Source organism: Paenibacillus sp. J31R122, from assembly GCF_056269185.1.
Window position 1 is genome coordinate 14,620 of record NZ_JBWDNM010000028.1, and the last position, 24,129, is coordinate 38,748.

A 24,129-nucleotide genomic window follows, 5' to 3' on the forward strand; every position below is an offset into this window, starting at 1 on the left:
CGCCATACATGCATCTCCATATGGAGAGTATGTATGGCGGTTTTCGCTTGAAAGTCTGATAGAGATGAAGCTACTTATAAACACGACCGACGTAGTATTCGACTACATCTCGAATGATCATAAAAGCATCGCCATTCGTTAACTTGGATTGATCGGTTATGCCGTCTATTGTTTCTTGCTTAATCCAATTGCGGTTTAACATTTCCTCAAGCGTGAGCTCGTTCGCCTTCTTAACATCAATCGTATAAGCGATTGTTTTAATGGCCTGCTCTAACGTAAGGGACGTTTCTGTAGGGTTGCTTACACCTTTAATAGCTTCATTAGGAACGCCAAAGAAAAAGTCTGGATGTGTTTTTTGTACTTTGTTCATGCTGTAAACGAATCGTTGGAAGTTTGATGTGCCATCGAGATCAAAACCTTTATTATCGTGCGATCCGCTTGTTAGCATCATGCTTGCAGCTGCCACTAATCCCTCGTAATCCTTATGTATGCGATAAGCGGGAGCTTCGAAGGTATTCATCGTTAAATCGACGCCTTGCTTGGTTAGCTGTGTACGAAGGGCAGCAATCAACTCTTCCGATTTGGATAGCTCACGCAATGAAATCTGATTGTCAATCGTCATCTTAACGGCGACTCCTGCTGCTTCAGCGGTAGCCATGCCAAGCGGGATAACCCGTGCACTGCCATGCGGCAAAGAATCGAAGCTTGCAGCTCTACCTACAACAAGCAAGCCATCCACCTTCAAAGGTACGAGACTGCGGAAGGGCACTCCGTATTGAATCGGAGACATCATAATATTGCCGTTATCTGTATGCTTAGTGCTTTGAATATCTACGTCATATGAGCCGTAAGCAATCGCATCCCAATGATCACGGTTGTCCAATAAATCGGCCATCGTCAGTCGATATTCCCCTTGGAAATGCCGTGTTTCCCTTACATACAGTTCATCCGCCGTGCCGGCAAACTTCAAATCTTTAAATTCTTTAAAGTTTTTCTTTAAATAATCAACGATCAGCGGTGCTTCCGCACGACCGATCTCTAAAGCCTCTTCCACTGATTTAGGGTCAAGCGGATCAATTTCAAAAATATGCATCGCGTTAATAAGCATCGTGTCATCGTTTTGTCTTCCGATATTTAATCCACGAATTTTAACCCGCTCTGGATTACTGGATACATAGTCTTTTGCTTCAGGGAAGCCCCATGCGCTCATCGCATCGATGCCGGTATCTTTATGGCCAGCAAAGGAATTCCAAATTTTTTGCGTAACTCCACTCATTTTGAACACGAGAGTGACAGCCATTTGAGCGGTTGGATCATTGGTATCCTCGCGTCCTACTGTGAATGGTGCTCCAGCAGCCGCAGCGATGTCACCATCTTGAGTAGCGTCAATGACCGCTTGTGCGTGAACATCAATTTCACTGCCGTCTTCCTTTACGATTCGCAGTCCAGTAACGCTTGTGTTACCGCTTGTGCCTGCTTCCGTAATCGGCTCCATCTTCTGTACCTTCATAAGTAAGTCGATATTTGGTTCGTCCTTCACCATCTTGTAGAAGACGTTGGCCGCCGTATTTGTGTCAAAGGAAGTGCCTTCTACTTGATCGTACCATTCTCTGAATAGCCCTTCGTTTAGAAACAGATGGTTGCCCGCTGTATCCGTATTGTTAGGCGAATAATTTAGATCAAGCGTATTCAGTGCTCCGACTGTCATAAGACCGCCAAGAATTTCACGATTTTTGCCATCTACCAGCAATACTTGAAGCCCATTTCGCGCTGCTGATACTGCGGCGGCAATGCCCTCAGGATCTGTGCCAGCGACAATAACATCATAGTTGGTGTTAGGTGTATCTAAAAATTCAACTACCGCTAGCGGCTGTCTCTCATTCTTGTTTACGGTCTCGTTCGATTTCACCCAAAGACCGATAGCGGCTGAGGCTGTTATTAACATGACTGCCGAGCTTACTACCACAACACTACGTTTATTGGTGTTTGCATTGTTATCGCGCTTCGGTAAGCTGCCGAACAGCAGCCAAGAGAACGGAATGAACCGTGCTGCAATGCTGACGACAAGCCAAGATCCTCCGAGCATAAAGATCCAACTGCCTAGAAAACGGAAATGTGCCATCCAGGATATGCCGTACCCTGGTATATATTTATCGTAAAAATATAAAAAGATTAAATGAACTAAATAAATGCCAAACGATAATTGACCTATACGATATAAAGGCTTTGAAATAAATGCAGGCAAATATCTATAAATGATAAATGAAGCTTGAATGAGAACAATTGCTGAGAAAATGGCATGAAAAGCCCATAAAAATTCATACAAGAGCGGATCATAGATCGTTCCAAGAGAGCGGGCATTATAGTAAACCGTAACATGAGAAATGCCAACTACAAGCCATGAGATCCAAAGTGCTATCCACGCCGCTATGCGATAACCAGTTGCATGCTGCTTGCTGATAATTAACCATTCTTTAATTTTCGGATAATAGATACCAAGTGCTGCTCCTAAAAAGAAGAGCGAGAAATAAGACAGCGCCCAGCTTCCCTTATTTTTGACATGCCAATCATACAAGTTCAGAAACACGAATGCCCATTGGATAATAAAACCAAACGGAATTAGGAAATGAACGAATATTGGCTTCTTCTTTGTCAGCCATAAGACAAGCGGGAATAGTAAGTAGAACTGTATGCTAATAAATACGAAATATAAATGCGAGTAGGCTTTTCCAACCAGTAGTTTATCTATAAAACCGTTCCAGGTTTCCAAAGATAACAGTGGCTTTCCGTAAGTATATTGCGATAATGCATAGTAAATCACCGAAAAAACAATATATGGAATAATTATGTATAATATTCTTTTCTTGTAGAAGCCTAGTACAAGCTTCCCGTTAATAGGACGGCTATAGTAGCTGTAAAATAGAACAAAGCTGCTTAATAATATGAAAGTAGGTGTACCAAACTTCATAAAAATATTGACGAAATTATAGAAAAAATAATATCCGGAATTTAACATGCTGATAGAAGCGGCCGCACTGGCATGCACAGTCAAAACGCCAAGAATTGCCAAAGCGCGAACAATTTGAAGCTCAGGAATATGTTCGTTCTTTTTAATAGATGGAGTTGTCATAATCAACCTTTCTTACTCTTATTTTTTATGATTTATAACATGTAGATACTATCATTTTAGTAATAGGTTTGCAACTTAAAACAGACAATTTAAGAGGGTATATATGGCAATTAATGATAGAGAAATTAAGATGATTATAATAGATTTTCAGATTATTAAATATTTGTAAAATGAAAAAAACTCTGATTTCCTAAGGGGAATAGAGTGCATTTCAGTTGGCCTGTAAGGTGAACTAGTCTTAAATATGAGGATTTTTATCACGTCTGCTCTTGAGCGGCCGATTGTTACTTCTATGACTATAGGCGCAGCGAGTCGATAGATACCGGTGGGATAAACTGATGGACTGCTTTCTGCAGAGAATATCGTCTTGTGGATGTCCACCTCGCCATATGTAGAACCTATCGCCGAGTTGACTCCACCCCGCCATTTGTAGAGAGTGTCGCCGAGAGGACCACCGCCCGCCAGTTGTTGAGAGTGTCGCCGAGTGGATATCCACCCGCCATTTGTAGATTCGCCGAGTAGGCCTCCGTCTTGCCATATGTAGAGAGTATCGCCGAGAGGACCTCCGCCCGCCAGTTGTCGAGAGTGTCGCCATGGTACATCCACCCGCGTTTGTAGAGAGTGTCGCCGAGTGGACCACCGCCCCGCCAGCTCTCCGCTCCGTTTATAGTTGTTGTTAAATTAGTTTCACAATGTGAAACTAATGAGTCCCATTGGGGGAAAAGAGACTAGTTAGTTTCAGAATATGCAACTAGTTTACCTGATAATGAGCACCGTTAGTGCTAGTCCAGCAATTAAGTTCAGTTCTTGAAACTAAAGGGTAGCTTAACCTGCTGTGTTTTCGTTTAATTGCAAATTTTGAAACTAACCGGCCGTGGATATAAGCGGAAGATAAGAGGAAGTAAGGAAGTAAGGAAGGAAGTAAGTAAGTAAGTAAGTAAGTAAGTAAGTAAGCGCAGAGGCGGTTATTTGTGAGCTTATCACCTATTCGATGACCTATTCGATGATACATAGTGTATGGCGCTGAAGTGGGTTGCCATTTGGGTCCGTCCATTGATTTGAGCAGTGTAATTGTGTTTGCATCTGAAGAGGTGAAGTAACCTGAAAAGTCTTTTACCAAAGCCTAGTAACGTCCATTCTGTTGTTAGTCTCTTGATTTATGAAGTGTATAGTAATAAAATAGTTCGGTAGCCTAACGTTCGTTAGGTAAATGAATGTGAAACGGCTGGAGGCGGGCAAGATTAGTCAGTTACTTTCAACAGCGGAACGAATCAAGCTGGCAGCATTGACTATGTTTACGGAGTCGGGTTATGAAGGAGCCTCTTTGTCTGAAATTGCGAAGGCGGTCGGTATTAAGACTCCTTCTATATATGCGCATTATCAATCGAAGGAACAGCTTTTTAAGCAGCTTATTGGAGAAGTTATAGCGCAAGAAAGGGAACAATATATAGAGCTTCTTGAAGCTATTAAGGAGGAGCCTATTGAGCAGCAGGTATATCGCATTTTTGACTTTTTTACTGATCTTACTCATCTGACAACAGGGCAAGCATTTTTGAAGCGTACAATTCTAGTACCGCCGCGTCATTTGCGCGATCAGCTGCGAAATGATTTTTTGCGGCATGAGGACATATTAACAGAAGGTCTTCGCTCAGTTATACGACAGGGGATTTCGATCGGTATATTTAAAGCTGATGAGGAAGAACGAAAGATTGCTGTCTTCTATGTTTGCGTAGACGGTTTACTTGTAGAAAACCAGTTGTATGAAGCGCAGCTGTATCATAAAAGGAAGCAGTTAATTTGGCAATCATTATGGCAGCTTTGGACGATGACAACGAGAGAGGATTGAGTAATCATGCAATGGGTTTATTTGCTGATGGCTGGCTTCCTAGAGGTTGGCTGGACGTTTGGTCTTAAATATTCAGAAGGATTTACAAAGCTTGTACCAAGCTTGATTACGGTTGTTCTGCTCGTTATCAGCTTTATGCTGTTTGCTAAGTCGATGCGTACGATTGAAATCGGCGTAGCTTATGCAATGTTTACGGGTATAGGTACTGTAGGAACCGTCATCGCCGGTATTTTAGTTCTGGATGAGCCGGTTGATTTTTGGCGGTTATTTTTTATCACCTTATTAGTAGGAGGCATTGTCGGGCTGAAGCTGGTCTCCAAAGATAAGCCTGCTCAAGAACCGGAAAAGGCAGGCGTATAATTATGGTATGGGTGTTTTTAATTATTTCAGGCTTGGGTGAAGTTGGCGGTGTCACCTTCATGAAGCTGTCAGATGGATTTAAAAAGTGGCAGGGTACAGTTGGTGCAATCGTATCAGGCTTTATAAGCTTTTTCTTCTTATCTAAAGCGCTGCAGTCCATTCCTATAAGTACTGCATACGGGATTTGGACGGGGATCGGATCAGTAGGCAGTGTATTGCTGGGCATGTTCCTATTCGGAGAGTCGCGGGATTGGCGTAAAATGGTATTTTTGACCATGATTATTACTGGAATTATCGGACTTAAGGTCATTAGCTCATAAAAATGCAAAAGCAGCGTTCACCATAGTTGGTGACGCTGCTTAGCCATGCTGTCATTCTTCATTCCAAAATTATTAATTCTCTGCGTCGAAAGCCTTTAGCAGCTCCTGCGCTCGCTCGAAGTCATTCTTGCGTACATGAATTCTCCTCAGGGAAGTGCCCTCATTTGTAATTTTGGTTTTTAAGCCATTTGTCTTCAAATAAGCTTCCAAGCGATCAATTAACTCCGAACGTGAACCGCCTTCTGTGCGTAAAGCTGACCATTTACTCCCAAACAGTGCCAATGTGCATCACCTCCACAAAAGAATGCGATGTAAAATGTAATTTAGCAGCACTATTCATATGTATTCAGCAACCGCGTGTAAAAATGTCATTCCTTACGAAAAAATCATAAAAAAGGGCTCATTACCTTCCTCGCGAGGCTCGGAACTTTATAGTCTCCAAAATCTAGCGGTGCATAAGAGGGGAAGCCATGCTGCATGCTAAGCAAGTCATATTAATTGGCGACCTGGCTATTGACAAATAGAACTGTAATGTATAAAATTACAGTACAAAGCAGGGAGGCCCGCTCACATTGAATAGCGAATTTACAATAGCCGTACACAGTCTCGTTTACTTAGCTTATTTGCCGGAACGGATGGCGAGCAGTGAAATGATTGCCGAGAATGTTGGCACACATTCCGCACGCGTTCGGAAAGTAATGAGCGTTTTACGCAGAAGTGGTTATGTCGACACGCGTGAAGGATCGGGCGGTGGTTACCGACTGACAATCGATCCAAGCAGCGTTACACTAGCTGATATTTATCGTGTTATGGCGCAAGGGTCGCTTATTCCGAGTTGGTGTTCTGGCAATCCTGAGATGGATTGCGTCGTGGGTTCGAATATGAATCAAGTCATGTTCGGAATATTTTGCACGGCGGAGAAGCAATTAGAGCACCATTTTAGCGCGATAACGATCCAAGATGTGCTCAGACAGATTCACGCGTGCGGTTAGTGGAAAAGTAATAAGTGATTGATGAGACGGGTATTCCCTTAATCATACACATTGTTTAGAGAGGATGATTGAAATGGCAGTAGCATTGACTAAAGATAACTTTACACAAAGCATTGAAAGCGGCGTTTCCCTTGTAGATTTCTGGGCACCTTGGTGCGGACCTTGCAAAATGCAGCTTCCTATTATTGAGGAGCTTTCAACTGAGCTTGAAGGCCAAGCGGTAATTGCGAAAATCAACGTTGACGAAGAGCCTGAGCTTGCTTCGCAATTTGGCGTAATGAGTATTCCAACACTCATTATGTTCAAAGACGGTCAACCAGTTGACAAAATGGTTGGCGTTCAAAGCAAAGATGCTCTAAAAGCAAAAATCGCTGGTCAAATGTAATAAAATCATAATCAGCAATTAGGTATAAATCGTTTCATCAAATATCGCCTGGTATCAGTCATTGACTGATTATCGGGCGATATTTTTTTTTGTGTGGAAGGCGCAACTTATTGCTAATATGGCACGTCTATATAGCGATAAAATGGAAATCGATGGGAGGCGAAAAAGTGAAGAAGAATAACCAAAAGAAGCTTGCAGTATTGTTGACTTCAGCTATGTTGATGAGTGTTTTGCCAGCTGCGTCATTTGCTGAGAGCGTTAACAAGACAGATCTGGAAACGTCAGCATCATCAAATGGAGGCGCAATGGAGCAATCATCAGCTGAGAAAATTGATTTGGCAGTGTCTAAGGAGAAAGCAGAAGCGCTTGCGCGACAGTATGTAAGCATTCCGAAGGAGTATTTACTTCAAAGCTCAAATTTCTCTATGGATATGATGGGTAATGGAAAACAAAATATTTGGGGTCTCGAATTTGTAAAAAAAGTAAACGGTAAGCACCAAGGCAGTATTAATGTACGAATAAATGCAGATTCGGGGCAATTGTTGGCGTTTAATTCCTACGTCAACAATCCGGCAGCTAAACCAACCTATCCGCTTAAGGTTGAACGTGATCATGCACAGGAGATTGCTCTTCAATTTATTGCAAATATGGCTGCGCCATATAAGAAACAAATTCAATATAACGCTGAGTATGGCGTACAGCTGCTTCCACCGTTAACGGGTGAGGTGCGACATTCATTGCGCTTTGATCGCATAGTAAATGGTATTCCATATGCCGATAACTATATTGAGTTTGAGATCGACAGTGAGGGTCATATCCTGCGGTATTCTCTGCAATGGGACGATACGATTTCGTTTCCTGATGTGGAAACACAGCTGACGCTTGAACAAGCGAATGAGAAGCTGCGTGCTGCGGCTAGTCCGTTGCTCAACTATATTATTCCTTACAACTCACAAGGGAAAATAAAGCCGCTTCTTAGCTATGAGCTGCAGCCCATATCCATTGACGCTGTAACTGGCGAGAAGAAGGATAATTTAAACGATCTGTATTTTAGAAGTGGAACGATTTCGGATACAGCGTTAACAGATAAGCCGCTCGGTGAAGCGCCAAAATCGGGTAAGATTACTGAAAAGCAGGCTGTGGAAGCAGTGAAAGCAGCTTTCAAGCTCCCTGCTGACGCAGAGTTGAGCGGTACCAATTATAGTGAGAATAATAATGAAAGAAGCGCAGAGCTTGAATCCTATTGGAACTTAAATTGGACGTTGAAGAAGGATGGGAAGGAAATTGGCTCCGCATCGGCTTCTGTAGACGGCAAAACGGGATCTGTACGCAGCTTCTACAGCTATAATTACAATGCTGAGGCACAGACTGGGGGTACGAAGGTTACACTGGATCAAGCTTCGACTATTGCTATAGATACAATCAAGGCGCAATTGCCATGGTTAACTGATGAATTATACTTCGTTAAGCCGAATCCTAAACAATACGAAGATCGTTTAGGCAACGTGGATTCGTATTATTTCAACTTTGTTCATAAGGTGCATGGCGCTGTTGTGGAGTATGACAATATCAATGTAGCTGTTGATGCTCGCACAGGAGATATCCGTAATTTCGATGCCTATATCTCACCACTTGATTATGCGGACAAAGCGCCGAAAATGATCACGAAGGCTCAAGCGGTTGATAAATGGTTGGGTTACTATCGTACCCAGCTAACCTACCGTCTTGTACAGCAGTATACTTGGAATGGACAGCCGATTCCGATTGAGAAATATAATCTCATGATGGCGTCTGGAGAAATTAAAGGCGACGAGGTTGTGAGCAAAGCAGAGGCGGAGCTCGTTTATGTGCTTGTACCGCGGCTTATTGACGAATCGGTATTTTTGGATGCAGAGACAGGCAGCTGGAGAAATCGGGAAACCGGAGAAGCAACCCAGCTGGAGAAGCCAAAGGCACTTGATGTTGAGGGTCACTGGGCACAGCGGCAATTAGAGCTGATGGTTGCTTATAAAGCGCTGGATGTCGTGGATGGCAAGGTTCGCCCTAATGAACAGGTCACACGCGGTGAATTGATCAAGATGCTGGTGCTCGCAAGAAACAGTGGACGTTCGCTAAATATGTATGACACGGCAGCATCCTCAATGGAGAAAGCATCTTTTAATGATGTAGCAATGGATTCGAGCTACTTCCTATATGTAGAAAGTGCTTTGGAGCAAAATCTAATTGATCTTGGTGATGGCTCGTTTAACCCGGATGGCAAAGTATCGCGAGACGAGATGGCTGAGCTGATCGTACGCGCGTTAGGGTACAATGCGCTGGCTAATTATGATGATATTTTCAAAGCTTCCTTTAAAGATTCTGCTCAGATCGAAAATAAAGGACAATCGGCAATCGTGGTCGGCTTAAAAATAATGAGCTTGACGGACGGCAAGTTTCTGCCTAAAAAGCAAGTGACGCGCGCTGAAGCATCAGCAGCGTTCTTCCGTTACCTGCAGTCGCGAGCTGAGCTTCAAGAAGCTCCAATTAGAATGTAGTTGTTTAATGACTGGCCGCTGTAAAGTGTGGAATGTTGAAGGCACGGGACATGCAAAGCGGCTGGTATGAAGAAGCTGTAAGCGCCTAATGGTGGTGCTTACAGCTTCTTTGCCTTTGATTGTGATTGTGATAGGTTTTTCATGAGAGCTATTGAGCGTTGAGCGCTAAGTGTCACGAGTGTACTTTTTCTGTCTTTGCTTCACTATCCCCTTAGCTCAGGAAAAGCCGAGAAAACAGCTGGGTAGTGGACAACGATCAAGGAAGGGTGCAGCGACTAATATTACTATGCCCGGTGTCAACGCTATAGCATCCACATGCTAGACATTTCTTAGGGAAGAAGCCGGGCTTAGGGCTAGTCGGTTTTTTTCTTTTTTGTGGAGTAGTTTGTGACCGATTTGGCATCCTCAATTGTATCGTTGACGAATGCCATGTCCTGGTTTTTTGCCTTCATGTTAGTAGTCCCTTTGTAATTGCCCTTGTGGGATTGATTTTCCATATGAAAACCTCCTGAATTATTGTTCGTGTGCAAAACAGCATCGTAAGGCTGTGCCTGATTTACGTTGTTACGCGAGAACATAAACCAAAGCCTGTTCCTGTGTAGTATTTCCGTAGAAGTGCAAACCATTCTAAGTTGCTTCTTGAAAGGAAGGAAGCAAAAGTGGGAATTTTATAGGGATAATGTTGGCGAGGCAAATAAACGATACATGAAGCAGGAGGCGTCTCATTGAATGAACATAATGAGGGCTAGAAGTTAGATTAAAAATGCAAACTGTTATCCTTAATGCTTTCAATGTGGGGGTTGCTAGGGTATAATAGCTGGAGTTGTTTACTTTCGGGAAAATAGGGGTGTCTTATAGCATGGCATTGAAAGCAGGGATTGTAGGTCTTCCTAATGTCGGTAAGTCGACATTGTTTAACGCGATAACGCAAGCGGGCGCAGAGTCTGCTAACTATCCATTTTGTACAATTGATCCGAACGTCGGCGTTGTTGAGGTGCCTGACGAGCGTCTAAATAGGCTGGTTGAGCTTGTTGTTCCAAAAAGTATAGTTCCAACGGCTTTTGAATTTGTTGATATTGCGGGACTGGTTGCAGGTGCAAGCAAAGGTGAGGGCCTAGGCAACAAGTTTTTGGCACATATCCGTGAGGTGGACGCTATTGTCCATGTTGTACGTTGCTTTCAAGATGAGAACATTACGCATGTTTCCGGTAAAGTTGATCCGATCAGCGATATCCAAACGATTAATTTGGAGCTAATCTTGGCTGATATTGATTCCGTAGACAAAAAAATTGAACGTTCACGAAAAAACCTAAAGGGCGGCGACAAAAAGGTTGCCCAAGAAATAGAAGTGCTGGAGCGCATTAAAGAAGCTTTGTACAACGATTTGCCTGCTCGAAGCTTAGAGCTAAGCGACGATGAGAAGCTGCTTGTTCGTGATTTGCATTTGCTTACAATGAAGCCGGTATTGTATGCAGCAAACGTGAGTGAAGAAGAGGTTTCCAATTCCGATGCTAATGAATACGTCCAAAAAGTACGTGAATTTGCTTCAGCTGAAGGTGCGGAAGTAGTGCCGATCAGCGCAAAGGTAGAAGCGGAAATCGCTGAACTTGAGGGCGAGGACAAAGCAATGTTCATTGAAGAGCTTGGGATGTCAGAGTCCGGTTTGAATCGTTTGATCAGCGCTGCGTATAAGCTTCTTGGTCTATATACGTATTTTACTGCCGGTGTGCAGGAAGTTCGGGCGTGGACGATTCGCGGCGGAACAAAAGCTCCACAAGCTGCCGGTGTTATCCATACTGATTTCGAGCGCGGGTTTATTCGTGCGGAGGTTGTATCCTTTGATGATCTTTCAGCAGCTGGCAATATGGGAGCTGCTCGTGAGAAGGGGCAAGTTCGTCTTGAAGGCAAAGACTATGTCGTTCGTGACGGCGACGTTATCCATTTCCGTTTTAACGTTTAAATGACCGAGTAATTCTATAGCCCTGGAAGTGCATATTTGTGCGCTTGCGGGGCTTTGTTGCTGAATAGAAGCTTGTGGCAAACGGAACATTATTGGCATATGAAGAGTAGAGGTTAGAGCTGTAAATCGAAACCAGCTGTCGATACAACGACGCTAATATGATATAATAAATTATCCTAATGGAATAACAGAGGTGAATGATCGTGTTTGACCGTTTACAAGCGCTCGCAGACCGGTATGAGAAGCTTAGTGAGCTTTTGTGTGATCCAGATGTATCAAGTGATCCCAAGCGTCTCAGAGAGCTTTCCAAGGAACAGTCGGATTTACAAGAGGCATATGATGCCTTTACGGAATATAAACAAGTAACAGAACAGCTTGATGATGCTAAGCTGATGCAAGCGGAGAAGCTTGATGAAGAAATGCGCGAAATGGTGAAGATGGAAATTGATGAATTGAGCCAGCGTCAAGCTGAGCTTGATGAGCAAATTCGCATTGTTTTGCTGCCGAAGGACCCGAATGATGATAAGAACGTTATCGTTGAAATTCGCGGTGCTGCAGGTGGCGATGAAGCTGCTTTGTTCGCGTATGAGCTATATCGTATGTATACGAAATTTGCGGATACACAGGGCTGGCGCGTTGAGCTGATGGACTTTAGTGAAAATGATGTTGGTGGCTTTAAAGAGGTTATTTTCATGGTACAAGGCAAAGGTGCTTACAGCAAGTTGAAGTTCGAAAGCGGTGCACATCGTGTGCAGCGTATTCCGGTAACGGAGTCGGGCGGACGAATTCACACATCAACATCGACAGTAGCGGTTATGCCGGAAGTTGAAGATGTTGAGATTGAAATTCTCGATAAAGATATTCGTGTCGATACGTTCTGTTCTAGTGGAGCGGGCGGTCAATCCGTTAATACGACGAAGTCGGCCGTTCGGGTATTGCACGTGCCTACAGGTATCATGGCGACTTGTCAGGATGGCAAGTCACAAAATGAGAATAAAGCGAAGGCTCTCGGAGTGCTTCGTGCCCGTATATCGGATATTCGCCGTCAAGAGGAAGAAGCGAAGTATGCTGGCGAACGGAAGAGCAAGGTTGGAACGGGAGATCGCAGTGAACGTATTCGTACGTACAATTTCCCGCAAAGCCGTGTTACGGATCATCGGATCGGCTTGACGCTTCATAAGCTTGATTCGGTAATGAACGGCGATATTTCGGAAATTATTTCATCGCTAACAATTGCTGAGCAAGCTGATCTTATGGAACGTGAAATGAATTAAGCGTAAACGACTGTCGCCGTCCTTGGCGGCAAAGCTCGTTTCGCGGTGAATTATAAGCCTATTATAAGTGTGAAACTTATAAAGACTTATAATTTAAAATATTGCGCTGGGCCGCTGCTTGCTATACACAAGCAGTGATCCGGCGCTTTGTTGTGATTGGGCACATAATGCGGGCATTCCTTAGGGGTGAAGCTGAGGAAATCATTGGAATTGGAGATCGGTCGTGTTGAGGGCTGGATGTTGGATGTCGGATATTGGATATTAGTTTATTTAATTGCTAGAGTCTTGTTGTGTGGAAATATGATAAAGGGACGGAATGGAGCGCTGATTGAATGAGTGGGTTAAAGGATGGGCAGTTTGCGTGGCCGCTAACGATTAGGGAGGCCTGCATGCGAGCGACTTCGATGTTACAGGCGGAGGCTGTGGAAGAGCCGCGCAATAATGCGGAGCTGTTGCTAATGCACGTGCTCGACATCGATCGGGCTATACTGCTGCGTGACGGCAATGAGCCATTTCCGGCCGACAAAATGGAAGAGTGGGAGCAGCTTGTGCGACGCAAGGCGATGGGGGAGCCGGTACAGTATATGATCGGCGAGCAGTGGTTTTACGGTCGCCCATTTGCAGTGTCGCCGGCTGTGCTTATTCCGCGTCCCGAAACAGAGCTGCTCGTTGAAGCGGTACTGGAGGCCGCGGATCGACTCTGGCCATCCGCTAGCGGGGATGTTGGAGGGCGAGATAGAGCTGTCGAGTTTGGTGACAGCAAAGGGATGGTGCCGACGGTTGTAGACGTCGGCACAGGCAGCGGCGCCATCGCCGTGACGCTAGCTTCGCAGCGTCACGCTTGGCGCGTATGCGCGTCCGATCTATCGCCGGACGCGCTGGCAGTCGCCCGCACGAACGCGGTCCGCCATGAAGCGGCGGACCGGATCACATTCGTGCAGGGCGACCTGCTCGTGCCGTTCTTGCCCCGGCACGAACAAGGCACTGCCTCGCACGTCGGCGTACGCATCGACGTGCTCGTATCAAATCCGCCGTATATACCGGCGGCGGATATGCTAGACCTACAGCGCGAGGTGCGCGACTTTGAGCCGCATCTCGCGCTGGATGGCGGGGCGGACGGGCTTGTGCCGTACCGCCGCATGCTTGAGCAGCTTACGCTGCTCGCACAAATGCCGCGCATTGTAGCTTTTGAGCTTGGCATCGGCCAGCCGTGCATTGTTGCGGAGCTAATGCGAAGCATGAATACGTGGGATGACATCCGCATCATTAGTGACTACGCCGGCATTGAGCGTCACGTTATCGCAACACAGTCGCAGCCTCATTAGAGGCTGCGTTTTTCAAAATATAGGAAAGTATAAGTTTCGCTCTTATACTCATGCCTATATTTTTACGTGAAACCGAGCGTCCTTATACAAGGACGACGAAGTCGTTTCTTCTTAAAATATAGGAAAGTATAAGTTTCACTCTTATACTTATGCCTATATGTTTACGCGAAACCGAGCGTCCTTATACAAGGACGACGAAGTCGTTTCTTCTTAAAATATAGGAAAGTATAAGTTTCACTCTAATATTCATGCCTATATTTCACCGCGAAACGAGCTATTACCGCCAGAGGACGGCGACGGCCGTTTACGCTTGTTCACTCTACTCACTACACAGAGAGATACCCTAGCTTTTGCGAAATGACACGGCCGGCTTCCACTACGGATGCAGCGATCTCGGGGAGCTGTTCCTTCGGAAAGCGGTGAACGGCTCCGGATATGCTGATTGCACCTGCGACGTGGCCAAACATGTCAAAAATAGGAGCGCTGATGCACCGTGCTCCTTGCGTTATTTCCTCCATATCAACCGCAAAGCCTTGTTCACTTATTTGTGCCAGTTCTTTAAAGAATGAGCTTTCTTCGGTAATGGTGTTAGGTGTCAGCCGAGGGAGGCCTTTTGCTGTAATCATATCCCTTACTTGATCTTCCTGGAGAAACGCGGCAATTACTTTGCCTGTTGCGGTAGCGTGGAAAGGGGATTTAGAGCCGACCTTGTCCGACATCCGAAGAGCATAGGTTCCCTCAATGATCTCTACATACAAAATTTCTTGCTCCATAAGTACGCAAAGGTTGACCGTATCGCCGTATTTTTCGACCAGCTTGTTCATTTCCGTTATAGCCGCATTGCGTAAAGAGCTTCGCTCGAGCAGGTTTTTCGTTATGATCAGCTGCTTGTACCCCAAGCAGTATTTGCCGTCTTCTTCACTGCGGGCAATGAATCCGCGTTTTTCTAATGTCTGGATGATTCGGTATAACGACGATTTCGGTTGGTTAACCAGTTCTGCCAGTTCTATCAAGCTCAATGAATCGTGAACGGATAGAACCTCGAATACATCCAATGCTTTCTCGATTGAGTGGATCGAATAACGATCCTGCTTGTCTTTCTCCAATGTTACACTTCCCAACTAAGAGAGTTTAATGAGTTGACCTCCGTCAATGACCATGCAGTGTCCAGTCATGTACCGCGATTCGTCGCTAGCCATGAACAAAGCAGCCGAAGCGATCTCTTCCGGCTGACCCACGCGCTTCATAGGTATTGATTTCAAGTATTCTGCAATGGCAGGAGGATTGTCAATAAGCGGCTTCGTCAACTGCGTCTCGATAAACCCGGGGCAAAGGGAGTTTACACGAATGCCGTACGGTGCCAAATCCACTGCCATCGACATCGCCAGTAAATTAATGCCTCCTTTGGACGCATTGTAATGGGCTTGATCTGCTTCGGCTGAGAGACCGTTCACGCTCGACATTTGGATGATCGAGCCGCCGTTCTCTTGCTTGGCCATCTCTTTGGCAACGCGTTGGGAGACGAGGAAGGTTCCCTTTAGGTTAATATCCATATGCCAATCCCAATCCTCTTCAGTGATTTCAAGGAAAGAAGTGGTGCGGTTGACACCCGCGTTGTTCACGAGAGCATCGATCTGTCCCCATTCACACAAGGTGCACTCGACCATGCGATCCACATCTGCTCGGTACCGTATATCCGCTTCGATCGCGATCGCTTGGCCTCCAAGGTTAGTTATATAAGCAGCAGTATCTTCAAGGGCTTTTTTGTCGAGACCGGCAACAGCGACTTTCGCGCCTTCAGCTGCAAACCGGATGGCGATTGCCCGGCCTATTCCTTGAGAACCACCAGTCACGAGCACGACTTTATGTAACAGTCTCAACCTATAAACCTCCTTGTTTCGTTTATTGGTTTGTGCGTGTGCTTTTATTGCTTTGTACGTGTTCGTTTATTGGTTCGTGCGAATGACCAACTTACACGTCTTCATCTAAGATCCCGCACCAATCAATAATCATTTCAGCATACCATCGAATCAGAGTAGTATATGACGCGATATCGAGATATTCATCTGCCGCATGCGCGTTGCCGCCGCTTGGACCAAGCACTAATGCCGGCGTGTTGCTGTACAAGTTAAACATAAAACCATCGCAAGCAAAGGGCGCCCCTGTTGGAGGCTCGGGGGAAAAGCCGAGAGCTTTAGCGCCGCAAGCCGCAGTCAGCTCCAGAAACTGTGCGGTCTTGTCGTCTGTCTTCATTTCACTGGAGGACAAATAGCGGATTAAGGGTCGAATCTGCGGTTTGCACTTTTGCAGCAGCGGATATTTAGAAAGCTGAGTTTCGTAAAAGGTCCATAGATCCGCGATAATCTCATCGCCGGTCATTCCCGGATAGCCTTCAATCCAGAAATTCACTTCTCCGGTTGCAGGAAGCTTCTCTTGCAGCTCGCGATTCACGTCTCCGGAAATAATCGTTAGCAGGGTCACTTCCGCTTTCCGAGCGCCATTCCACCATACCGGTGCCTCCAAATTTTCTTTACGGTAGGCATCATAAGCACGAAGAAGGTTTGCGAAATCGATCGTTGCTTCAAGTGCACTCACCAGTTCTTCACCAGCGAAGCCGATTCCGCTGCGACCGGTGAAGGTGGCTTTCCAGATACCACCTCCGAGATGAGCAGGATAAAGCTTCATGTTTGAAGGCTCCGGAATGATAGCCATGTCCGGATTTGGTCCGCGAAGCCGCCCTGCCAGAGTGCCGTTGGCACCTCCGTGCTCCTCATCCACAACGCTTTCGACGTACACATTTCCCGCTATCGGAATGTTGAGCTCTTGCAAACATTTGACCGCCATCAACGCAGCAGCCATGCCGCCTTTCATATCGTACGATCCTCGACCATACAGTTTGCCGGAATCGACTGTCCCGGAGAAGGGAGGATGGGTCCACACTTCAGTTCCTTCATAGACGGTATCGGCATGCCCGGAGAACATTAAGGATCGCCCCTGACCGCTGCCGAAAAATCGTCCGACAACATTGGGTCGATTGTCATAGCTGCGAGTATTCATATAGGCAGGATGTTCTCGTAAGCTCGGCACCTCGGAAAGCTCATACTGATCCACTTCGGCTTCCTGCGATCGCATCCATTCTGCGAAGAACCGCTGATATTTTGCTTCATTGCCGGTTGGAGGATGGTTGACGCTTTCAATTTGCACCAGCTTAGAAGCAAGTGCAAGTGCTTCCGACTCATTTTCCTTCATCCACCGATTAATCGATAGTGATAGTTCCTCTCGGCTCATTCGCAATGTCTGATCTCTCCCTCACCAGCCAATTTATTCCCGCTTGGCGGGAGCATATGCAACAACGTCGATCTCTACCAAATAAGCGCCCAAATCAACCGGTGCTGTCGTTCTAGCCGGATAAGGGGAGTTGAACACTTCGGCGTATGTTTTGTTGTAACCTGGGAAGTCTTCGGTTCGACTGACATAAGCATTTGATTTAATGACATGGTCAAGAGTAAGCCCTGTCTTCTCCAGTATGATTTCAATATTACGCAGGCACTGCCGGGTTTGCGCTTCGATTGTATCTCCTACAACCTCTCTCGTTACGGGGTCAACGCCCACTTGACCTGACACATACACAAAATCGCCGGAACGGATGGCGTGAGAGAAGGGTAGTGGAAATTGTGGTGCATTCTCAACATGGATAGCTTTTGACATAAAATAATCATCCTTTCGATCTCATTGAATAGTTAACGAATCTTGCCGCGTGCATCGACGCTAATTTTACGATCTATCTGCACTCCACGAACTCCTTGCAGCTCATCGTGGAGGTTCGTCGTTGTACAGCAGTGATTGGGCAGGAATACCAGCTGGTCGCCGATTTCAAATTGGACTCCATCTGGCACATGTACAATTCCGTGCTCCTCGCTCAGCCGCTCCACATAAACGCCCGGGTAATCGCGTGAAATGCCATATCCGGGCATGTGTGTACTAACGTCGCTGCTGAATGTTTTGGAACCAGCATCGATGATCACGGTTCCCTTTCTCGGGGTACTGACGACTGTGGCTAAGACGTGCATGGCACATTCTTCAGTGGCGATCACACCAATAGCGAGCTGAGAAATATCACCGAATACGTACGCTCCCGGACGAATTTCGGTTACGCCGTCAATTTCGCCAATAAACTTGGAAGTAGGCGTGGAGCCGACGCTGATTTCTTCGATAGAAATTCCTAATTGCTCGAGAAGATGTTTGGTGCGGACAAGGCCTTCCGCTTCAATTTTGGCTGCATCTCGTACTTGCTCCTGCGACTTTTTTCCATAGGCAAATCCACCGTGCGTCATCAACCCGACTACATGAACATAAGGGAGTGCTGCGATTTCTTGAACGAGCTGGACCGTTTCTTCGCCTGGCTCTTTCCCGCAGCGGTTCAGCCCGGTATTAACGTCGATATACAGCTTAACGTTCTTGCCGATCGAGTGTCCTAAGAGTGAGAGTCCTTGTGCTACCTGTACGTTATCGGTACTGACGATGATGTTGGCGCGCTCCATAAGCCGCGCCAATCTTTTTAGCTTCGCCTCGCCTACGATCGGAAAAGCGATGAGAAAGTCGGTGATACCTGCTTCCGCTAACACTTCAGCCTCCCCAAGCTTGGCAACTGTGATCCCGCATGCGCCATAACGAATCTGCTCTTTGGCAATCCAAATGCTTTTATGCGTTTTGAAATGCGGTCGCAGCTTTACACCGGCCTGGCGCGCCAATTCCGCGGTATGCCTTAGGTTTCGATCTAAAGTATCAAGGTCTATCAGTACTGTGGGGGTTTCTAGAGACGCCCACGGTTGTCGATTTTGTTGCACGTTTAGCAGCCTCCTCTCGCATGATAGGTTTTATCTAACAAAACCAATGTTTCAATAATTGAATGGTAACTGACGGACTAAAATTTGTAAATAAAAAAGTTTATATTTGAGCGTTTACGTTAACCGTAATAAATCCGTCGCCTGATCGCATAACGTTTGTTCATCAATCAAGCTGGACCAATATTGTTTTAACAAAAACGGCCGAAATGCAGTGCCTCCCATTTGTATGTTTAAGTATGGCTCAACCTAAAAATCAGCGTTTGACAGAAAATGAGATCAGCCTACTCTACTCTACTTTTCTCTTCTGTTGTCGTATTTGACTGTATTTTATACAACCAACTACACTTCAAAAACGTTGTATTTGTCCAAGACTGTATTTCATACAAGCTAATCGCCTGTTACGCAGATAAAGAGATTCAAACAACCTATTTGATTGTATCTTTTCCATTCAAACACATTGAAACATGGGAATATAAGCTGTTTGAATGTACGATATCCATTCTACATGCGGATCTATCCCATTTATATGCGTTGAAATACGCACACGAAAGCACGATTCAATTAGAAATCACCAAAGCGGGATGTTATAAAGAAGGATCAATGACAAAATCGTATTCGATAAGCATCAAATGAACAGAGCTTAGCGAACTAAAATATAGACACAGTATGATGTGGCATCTTCCTCGGGTTTGATTGGCATGCACATGCTTGGGCGATGGCCATATTCGCTGTTAATCTCAAAAGAATATTGACACTTATGAAGTAAAAGAGATAGAGAAGAAGAAAAATAGGCTGCTTACCATTCAGAATAGAATGGTAAACAGCCTATTTTAATATAAATTCGATTCACAAAATTAATACACGGGTTCTTCAGTGGCCTCCTCACGAGGGCGACTCTTTTTTTGTGTTTATGGACAGGAATCGTCACATTATTAAGCATAATTCATTTTATTGGTCTAATATGAGTCATAAATATTGAATAAAGTTACCTATTGCATTATTTATGACTCATAAATATAATTAGTACATAACATATACAGAGGAGGAAAAGCGATTGCGAGTTGGTCTTAGTGGAACAGGACGAATAGGCAGGTTATGTATTCGTAAAGCATTGTCGCTAAAGTCAAGAAATTTTGAATTGACTGTCATTAACACGACTTGTTCGATTCATACATTGGCACATTTACTTCAATACGATTCTGTTCATGGCAAATGGGATGCAGACATCGAGATCAATAAAGACCAATTAGTGATCAACGGCAATCGAATATCCATCGTATCGGAGAGAGATCCAAGTTTAATTCCTTGGAATGAGTATGGCGCCCAACTCGTCATCGACTCGACTGGAAAATTTACCGACCGTCTTGCGATGGAAAAACATTTGTTATCCGGAGCTCGAAGGGTGCTTTTAACATCGCCAGGAAAAGATGTAGATTTGACAATCGTAATGGGGGTCAATGAGAAGCTGTACGATCCGTCAAGGCATCGATTGCTATCGGCTGCCTCGTGCACAACCAACTGTTTGGCACCGGTTCTAAATATTATGGATCATGCTTTCGGTGTGAAACAGGGATGGATGACTTCTGTACACGCCTATACCAACGATCAGAATCATATGGACAATCCACATAAGGATTTGCGTCGTGCGCGTTCCTGTACAAGTTCCATCATTCCAACTTCTACGGGAGTGAGTAAGGCTTTAATCGACGTACTTCCTGGGCTTGCTCCGCATATGAAAGGAATTTCTGTACGCGTTCCGACTCAAGATGTCTCTTTATTGGATTTACAGCTTGTTTTAAAGAGCCCTGTACAGGTTACAGATGTAAAGAAAGCCATTCAAACAGCGATTACTGGAGAGCTCGGCGCATACGTCGGTTATAACGAGCTGCCTTTGGTTTCTTCGGATTATATCGGTAATGATAAATCGGCTGTAGTTGATGGGCTAAGCATCATGATACAAGAGGATCAGGTGAAATTATTAGCTTGGTATGACAATGAATGGGCATATGCCAGTCGGGTCATCGATGTCACTCGTTTGATCGCGGAAGATGAAAGGCGGCATCTAAAAGGGGGAGAAAAATGCGTAATCAAGATGGCGTAACCAAAAATGAGTTAGGAATGGTCATTTGTAAGATATGCAATGAGGTTTTATATACCCTGCCGACGAACCGTCTAAAAAAGTTTTATGTAATTTGCAATAATGAGGAATGCTTAGGTAAAACTAAGGAGGGCGATATAAAATGACAATGAAAATGGTATATTCTTTTACCGAAGGAAATGCGAAAATGAAAGCTTTACTGGGAGGTAAAGGTGCGAACTTAGCGGAAATGACTCGTACAGGTCTGCCCGTTCCTCCTGGTTTCACCATCACGACCGATGCATGTCACGCTTTCTTTCATTCTGGAAATCGAATAACAGACGATCTTCAAGTGCAAATTAATCTTGGTTTGAAGCAGCTCGAAAGTGAGAAGGGTCAAAAGTTTGGCGACCCGTCTCATCCGCTCCTAATATCTGTTCGATCGGGATCTGTAACCTCTATGCCTGGTATGATGGACACGATTTTAAATTTGGGTTTAAACGACGAGACGGTAGAAGGATTAGCGGCATTAACCGGTAATGATCGTTTCGCTTATGATTGTTACCGACGGTTGATTCAGATGTTCGGCAGTGTCGTTATGGGCATTGAGTCCTTTCAATTCGAGCGCCTCTTGAATCGATTGAAAAAAAATCTCGGCATATTGCAGGATCAAGAGGTTACGGCTGAGGGTTGGCTGCAGCTCATTTCGGAATACAAAAAGTGCGTAAAGGTGTATTCAGGAGTTGATTTCCCGCAAGATGTGCATGATCAGCTTGCACTAGCTGTGAAAGCAGTTTTCAAATCATGGCATAATCATAGAGCGCAAGTATACCGTAAAATCAATCGTATTCCTGACGAACAAGGAACTGCTGTCAATGTGCAAAGCATGGTATTTGGCAACAAGGGGGAAGATTGCGGTACTGGAGTCGTATTTACAAGGAACCCATCGTCTGGTGACAATGCTATGTTCGGTGAATATCTCATCAATGCTCAAGGCGAAGATGTAGTTGCAGGTGTGAGAACCCCACAAACCATTGCAACACTAAAAGACATACTGCCGGAAATGTATGACCAGCTTGAGCGAGTGTGCAAGCAATTGGAATTGCATTACAAGGATATGCAGGATATAGAGTTCACGGTTGAGAATGGGAAGTTGTACGTGCTTCAAACTAGAAATGGAAAACGTAATGCTCAAGCGGCATTAAAAATTGCCGTCGACCTCGTATCGGAAGGCGTGATTAGCCGTGAGGACGCCTTGCAAAGAATTGAAATTTCCCATCTCGACCAGCTGCTGCACAGGGGGATCGACGAAAGTGCAATTACTGACGTGATAGCAGTAGGACTACCGGCTTCCCCGGGAGCCGCGATCGGTGTCGTCGCGTTTGATGCGGATACCGCAGATGAGTGGAATAAATCGGGTAAAAGGGTGATTTTGGTTCGCTCTGAAACGACTCCAGAAGATATTCATGGCGTACTTGCAGCTGAGGGTGTACTTACTAGCCGCGGAGGAATGACTAGTCACGCTGCGGTCGTGGCGCGAGGAATGGGTAAGCCTTGTGTGTGCGGTTGTGAAGGTGTGCATATTGATATGCAAGCAAAGCGGATGATTGCAGGTGAACGAATCATTGAAGAGGGAGACTGGATTACATTGGATGGGGTGAGCGGAAGGGTTATCCAAGGCGCCATCCCTCTAAAAGAGGCAACCGTAACGAATGAGCTTCTCGAGATTCTGCAATGGGCCGATCAAATCCGCAAATTACGTGTTTACGCTAATGCTGATAATCCAGAAGACGCGGAAATAGCGCGTGGCTTTGGAGCAGAGGGAATCGGGTTGTGCCGGACGGAGCATATGTTCTTCGCTCCATCTCGTTTGGCGGTGATGCAGAGAATGATTATGGCCGATACGCTAGAGGAGCGCAAGACAGCGCTGGATCAGCTTTTGCCCATGCAGCAGTTCGATTTCGAGGGGATTTTTAAAGCTATGGATGGACTTCCTGTTACCGTTCGGCTTCTCGATCCGCCTTTACACGAATTCCTGCCCAATCTGAACGAGCTGCAGCATAAGCTTCAAAGTGCGGATACAGACGAGGAAAGAGTACAGCTGCAGCAAATGATCCGCAAAGTTAATGCCCTACATGAATCCAATCCGATGCTTGGTCATAGGGGCTGTAGATTAGGTATCGTTTACCCGGAAATCTACGATATGCAAATCGAAGCCATTTTCAGAGCAGCATCCGCATGTATGGATAGGGGAATTTTTGTACATCCGGAAATTATGATCCCCCTTGTCGGCGATGCGAGCGAGCTGAAGATATTGAGGGAACTCGTTGATGAAGTGGCCGAACAAGTGCTCAGCGCGGATAAAAAAAGAGAATGCAAGTATAAGGTTGGAACTATGATCGAAGTGCCGCGTGCCGCCCTAACGGCTAAGCAAATCGCAGCTCATGCAGACTTTTTCTCTTTTGGTACAAATGATTTGACGCAAATGACTTTTGGCTACAGCAGGGATGACGCGGAGGGTAAATTTTTATCACATTACCTGGACAAAAAACTTCTGCCTCATAATCCGTTTCAAGTGCTTGACTCTGAAGGGGTAGGCCAATTAATCGATCTTGCTGTGACAGCAGGACGCTCTTTGAAGCCATCACTAAAAACAGGAATTTGCGGAGAGCATGGTGGGGATAAGGATTCCATCGCTTTCTGTCACCAAACCGGATTGGATTATGTCAGCTGTTCCCCATATCGGATTCCGATGGCTAGAATTGCCGCCGCTCAAGCCGCGATTGAAAATAATGGACAGGTAGAGAAGCAGGTGGAAGTAAAAGCAGTGTGATCCATTAATCGGATCGGTTGCCCGCTACCCGAGCATCGTCACTGTGTCTTTAGAGGACACGATCCGTCGTGAGGCGATGCGATGCGATAAAAGAATTTACATTAGCTCTAGGCTGAAGATGACACCGATACTTTATGAGGCCACTGAAAAAGTCTATATCTTATAAACAGGATACCCTTCCTCGATTTTTACGAGGAAGGGTATCCTGTTTTCCTATATAATTAAATTATTAATTTCAGGTGGTGT

At 45.3% G+C, this 24,129-nt stretch carries 19 protein-coding genes and 1 pseudogene; 12 read left to right on the forward strand and 8 right to left on the reverse strand.

Features of this window, described 5'->3' with window-relative positions; genetic code table 11:
• Positions 1-70 precede the first annotated feature (70 nt).
• Positions 71-3,130, reverse strand: a complete 3,060-nt coding sequence (locus AC0YN7_RS28750) for an FAD-dependent oxidoreductase (protein WP_475813457.1) — start codon at positions 3,128-3,130, stop codon at positions 71-73.
• A gap of 1,216 nt (positions 3,131-4,346) precedes the next feature.
• Between AC0YN7_RS28750 and AC0YN7_RS28755 the strand changes: the two genes are divergently transcribed.
• The 3 genes from AC0YN7_RS28755 to AC0YN7_RS28765 are packed head-to-tail and all read left to right on the forward strand — an operon-like array spanning position 4,347 to position 5,656.
• The gene (locus tag AC0YN7_RS28755) at positions 4,347-4,976 is read left to right on the forward strand and encodes a TetR/AcrR family transcriptional regulator (RefSeq protein WP_475813440.1); all 630 of its coding nucleotides are present in this window, start codon (positions 4,347-4,349) and stop codon (positions 4,974-4,976) included.
• Between the two features lie 6 nt (positions 4,977-4,982).
• The gene (locus AC0YN7_RS28760) at positions 4,983-5,336 is read left to right on the forward strand and encodes a DMT family transporter (RefSeq protein ID WP_475813441.1); all 354 of its coding nucleotides are present in this window, start codon (positions 4,983-4,985) and stop codon (positions 5,334-5,336) included.
• A 2-nt stretch (positions 5,337-5,338) separates the two neighbouring features.
• On the forward strand, positions 5,339-5,656 hold the full coding sequence (locus AC0YN7_RS28765; protein ID WP_475813442.1) for a DMT family transporter: 318 nt from the start codon (positions 5,339-5,341) through the stop codon (positions 5,654-5,656).
• Positions 5,657-5,728: 72 nt separating this feature from the next.
• Here AC0YN7_RS28765 and AC0YN7_RS28770 read toward each other — a convergent pair whose 3' ends face one another.
• Positions 5,729-5,938, reverse strand: a complete 210-nt coding sequence (locus AC0YN7_RS28770) for a putative signal transducing protein (protein ID WP_475813443.1) — start codon at positions 5,936-5,938, stop codon at positions 5,729-5,731.
• A gap of 290 nt (positions 5,939-6,228) precedes the next feature.
• On the opposite strand from AC0YN7_RS28770, the gene AC0YN7_RS28775 reads away from it, so the two are divergent.
• From AC0YN7_RS28775 to AC0YN7_RS28785, 3 genes are all read left to right on the forward strand, one after another.
• Positions 6,229-6,648 (forward strand): RrF2 family transcriptional regulator, encoded by a 420-nt coding sequence (locus AC0YN7_RS28775; RefSeq protein ID WP_475813444.1) that lies wholly within the window; start codon positions 6,229-6,231, stop codon positions 6,646-6,648.
• Between the two features lie 73 nt (positions 6,649-6,721).
• The gene (gene trxA, locus AC0YN7_RS28780; protein ID WP_475813445.1) at positions 6,722-7,033 is read left to right on the forward strand and encodes a thioredoxin; all 312 of its coding nucleotides are present in this window, start codon (positions 6,722-6,724) and stop codon (positions 7,031-7,033) included.
• A 167-nt stretch (positions 7,034-7,200) separates the two neighbouring features.
• Positions 7,201-9,567, forward strand: coding sequence for a YcdB/YcdC domain-containing protein (locus AC0YN7_RS28785; RefSeq protein ID WP_475813446.1), 2,367 nt, complete (start codon positions 7,201-7,203; stop codon positions 9,565-9,567).
• A gap of 353 nt (positions 9,568-9,920) precedes the next feature.
• On the opposite strand, the gene AC0YN7_RS28790 is transcribed toward AC0YN7_RS28785, so the two are convergent.
• Positions 9,921-10,064, reverse strand: coding sequence for a hypothetical protein (locus tag AC0YN7_RS28790; RefSeq protein WP_475813447.1), 144 nt, complete (start codon positions 10,062-10,064; stop codon positions 9,921-9,923).
• 362 nt (positions 10,065-10,426) lie between these two features.
• Here AC0YN7_RS28790 and ychF point away from each other — a divergent pair, with 362 nt between their 5' ends.
• From ychF to prmC, 3 genes are all read left to right on the forward strand, one after another.
• The gene (gene ychF / locus AC0YN7_RS28795) at positions 10,427-11,527 is read left to right on the forward strand and encodes a redox-regulated ATPase YchF (protein ID WP_475813448.1); all 1,101 of its coding nucleotides are present in this window, start codon (positions 10,427-10,429) and stop codon (positions 11,525-11,527) included.
• A 203-nt stretch (positions 11,528-11,730) separates the two neighbouring features.
• A complete protein-coding gene (prfA, locus tag AC0YN7_RS28800; RefSeq protein WP_475813449.1) occupies positions 11,731-12,801 on the forward strand; it encodes a peptide chain release factor 1 in 1,071 nt (356 codons plus the stop codon).
• A 332-nt stretch (positions 12,802-13,133) separates the two neighbouring features.
• Positions 13,134-14,126, forward strand: a complete 993-nt coding sequence (gene prmC, locus AC0YN7_RS28805) for a peptide chain release factor N(5)-glutamine methyltransferase (RefSeq protein WP_475813450.1) — start codon at positions 13,134-13,136, stop codon at positions 14,124-14,126.
• A 326-nt stretch (positions 14,127-14,452) separates the two neighbouring features.
• Here prmC and AC0YN7_RS28810 read toward each other — a convergent pair whose 3' ends face one another.
• The 5 genes from AC0YN7_RS28810 to AC0YN7_RS28830 all read right to left on the reverse strand — a co-directional run bounded on the left by AC0YN7_RS28810 (position 14,453) and on the right by AC0YN7_RS28830 (position 18,973).
• Positions 14,453-15,232, reverse strand: a complete 780-nt coding sequence (locus AC0YN7_RS28810) for an IclR family transcriptional regulator (RefSeq protein ID WP_475813451.1) — start codon at positions 15,230-15,232, stop codon at positions 14,453-14,455.
• Between the two features lie 15 nt (positions 15,233-15,247).
• The gene (locus AC0YN7_RS28815) at positions 15,248-16,006 is read right to left on the reverse strand and encodes an SDR family NAD(P)-dependent oxidoreductase (protein WP_475813452.1); all 759 of its coding nucleotides are present in this window, start codon (positions 16,004-16,006) and stop codon (positions 15,248-15,250) included.
• Positions 16,007-16,097: 91 nt separating this feature from the next.
• Entirely contained in the window at positions 16,098-17,414 is a 1,317-nt protein-coding gene (locus tag AC0YN7_RS28820; RefSeq protein ID WP_475813458.1) for a M20 family metallopeptidase, read from the reverse strand.
• Positions 17,415-17,447: 33 nt separating this feature from the next.
• A complete protein-coding gene (locus tag AC0YN7_RS28825) occupies positions 17,448-17,834 on the reverse strand; it encodes a RidA family protein (RefSeq protein WP_475813453.1) in 387 nt (128 codons plus the stop codon).
• A gap of 32 nt (positions 17,835-17,866) precedes the next feature.
• The gene (locus tag AC0YN7_RS28830; RefSeq protein ID WP_475813454.1) at positions 17,867-18,973 is read right to left on the reverse strand and encodes an alanine racemase; all 1,107 of its coding nucleotides are present in this window, start codon (positions 18,971-18,973) and stop codon (positions 17,867-17,869) included.
• Positions 18,974-19,546: 573 nt separating this feature from the next.
• Between AC0YN7_RS28830 and AC0YN7_RS28835 the strand changes: the two are divergent.
• The 3 genes and pseudogenes from AC0YN7_RS28835 to ppdK form a co-directional block, all read left to right on the forward strand.
• Positions 19,547-19,739 (forward strand): annotated as a pseudogene (locus AC0YN7_RS28835) (IS5/IS1182 family transposase); the annotation flags it as partial.
• A 288-nt stretch (positions 19,740-20,027) separates the two neighbouring features.
• A complete protein-coding gene (gap, locus tag AC0YN7_RS28840) occupies positions 20,028-21,074 on the forward strand; it encodes a type I glyceraldehyde-3-phosphate dehydrogenase (RefSeq protein ID WP_475813455.1) in 1,047 nt (348 codons plus the stop codon).
• 139 nt (positions 21,075-21,213) lie between these two features.
• A complete protein-coding gene (gene ppdK, locus AC0YN7_RS28845) occupies positions 21,214-23,883 on the forward strand; it encodes a pyruvate, phosphate dikinase (protein ID WP_475813456.1) in 2,670 nt (889 codons plus the stop codon).
• Positions 23,884-24,129: the final 246 nt, after the last annotated feature.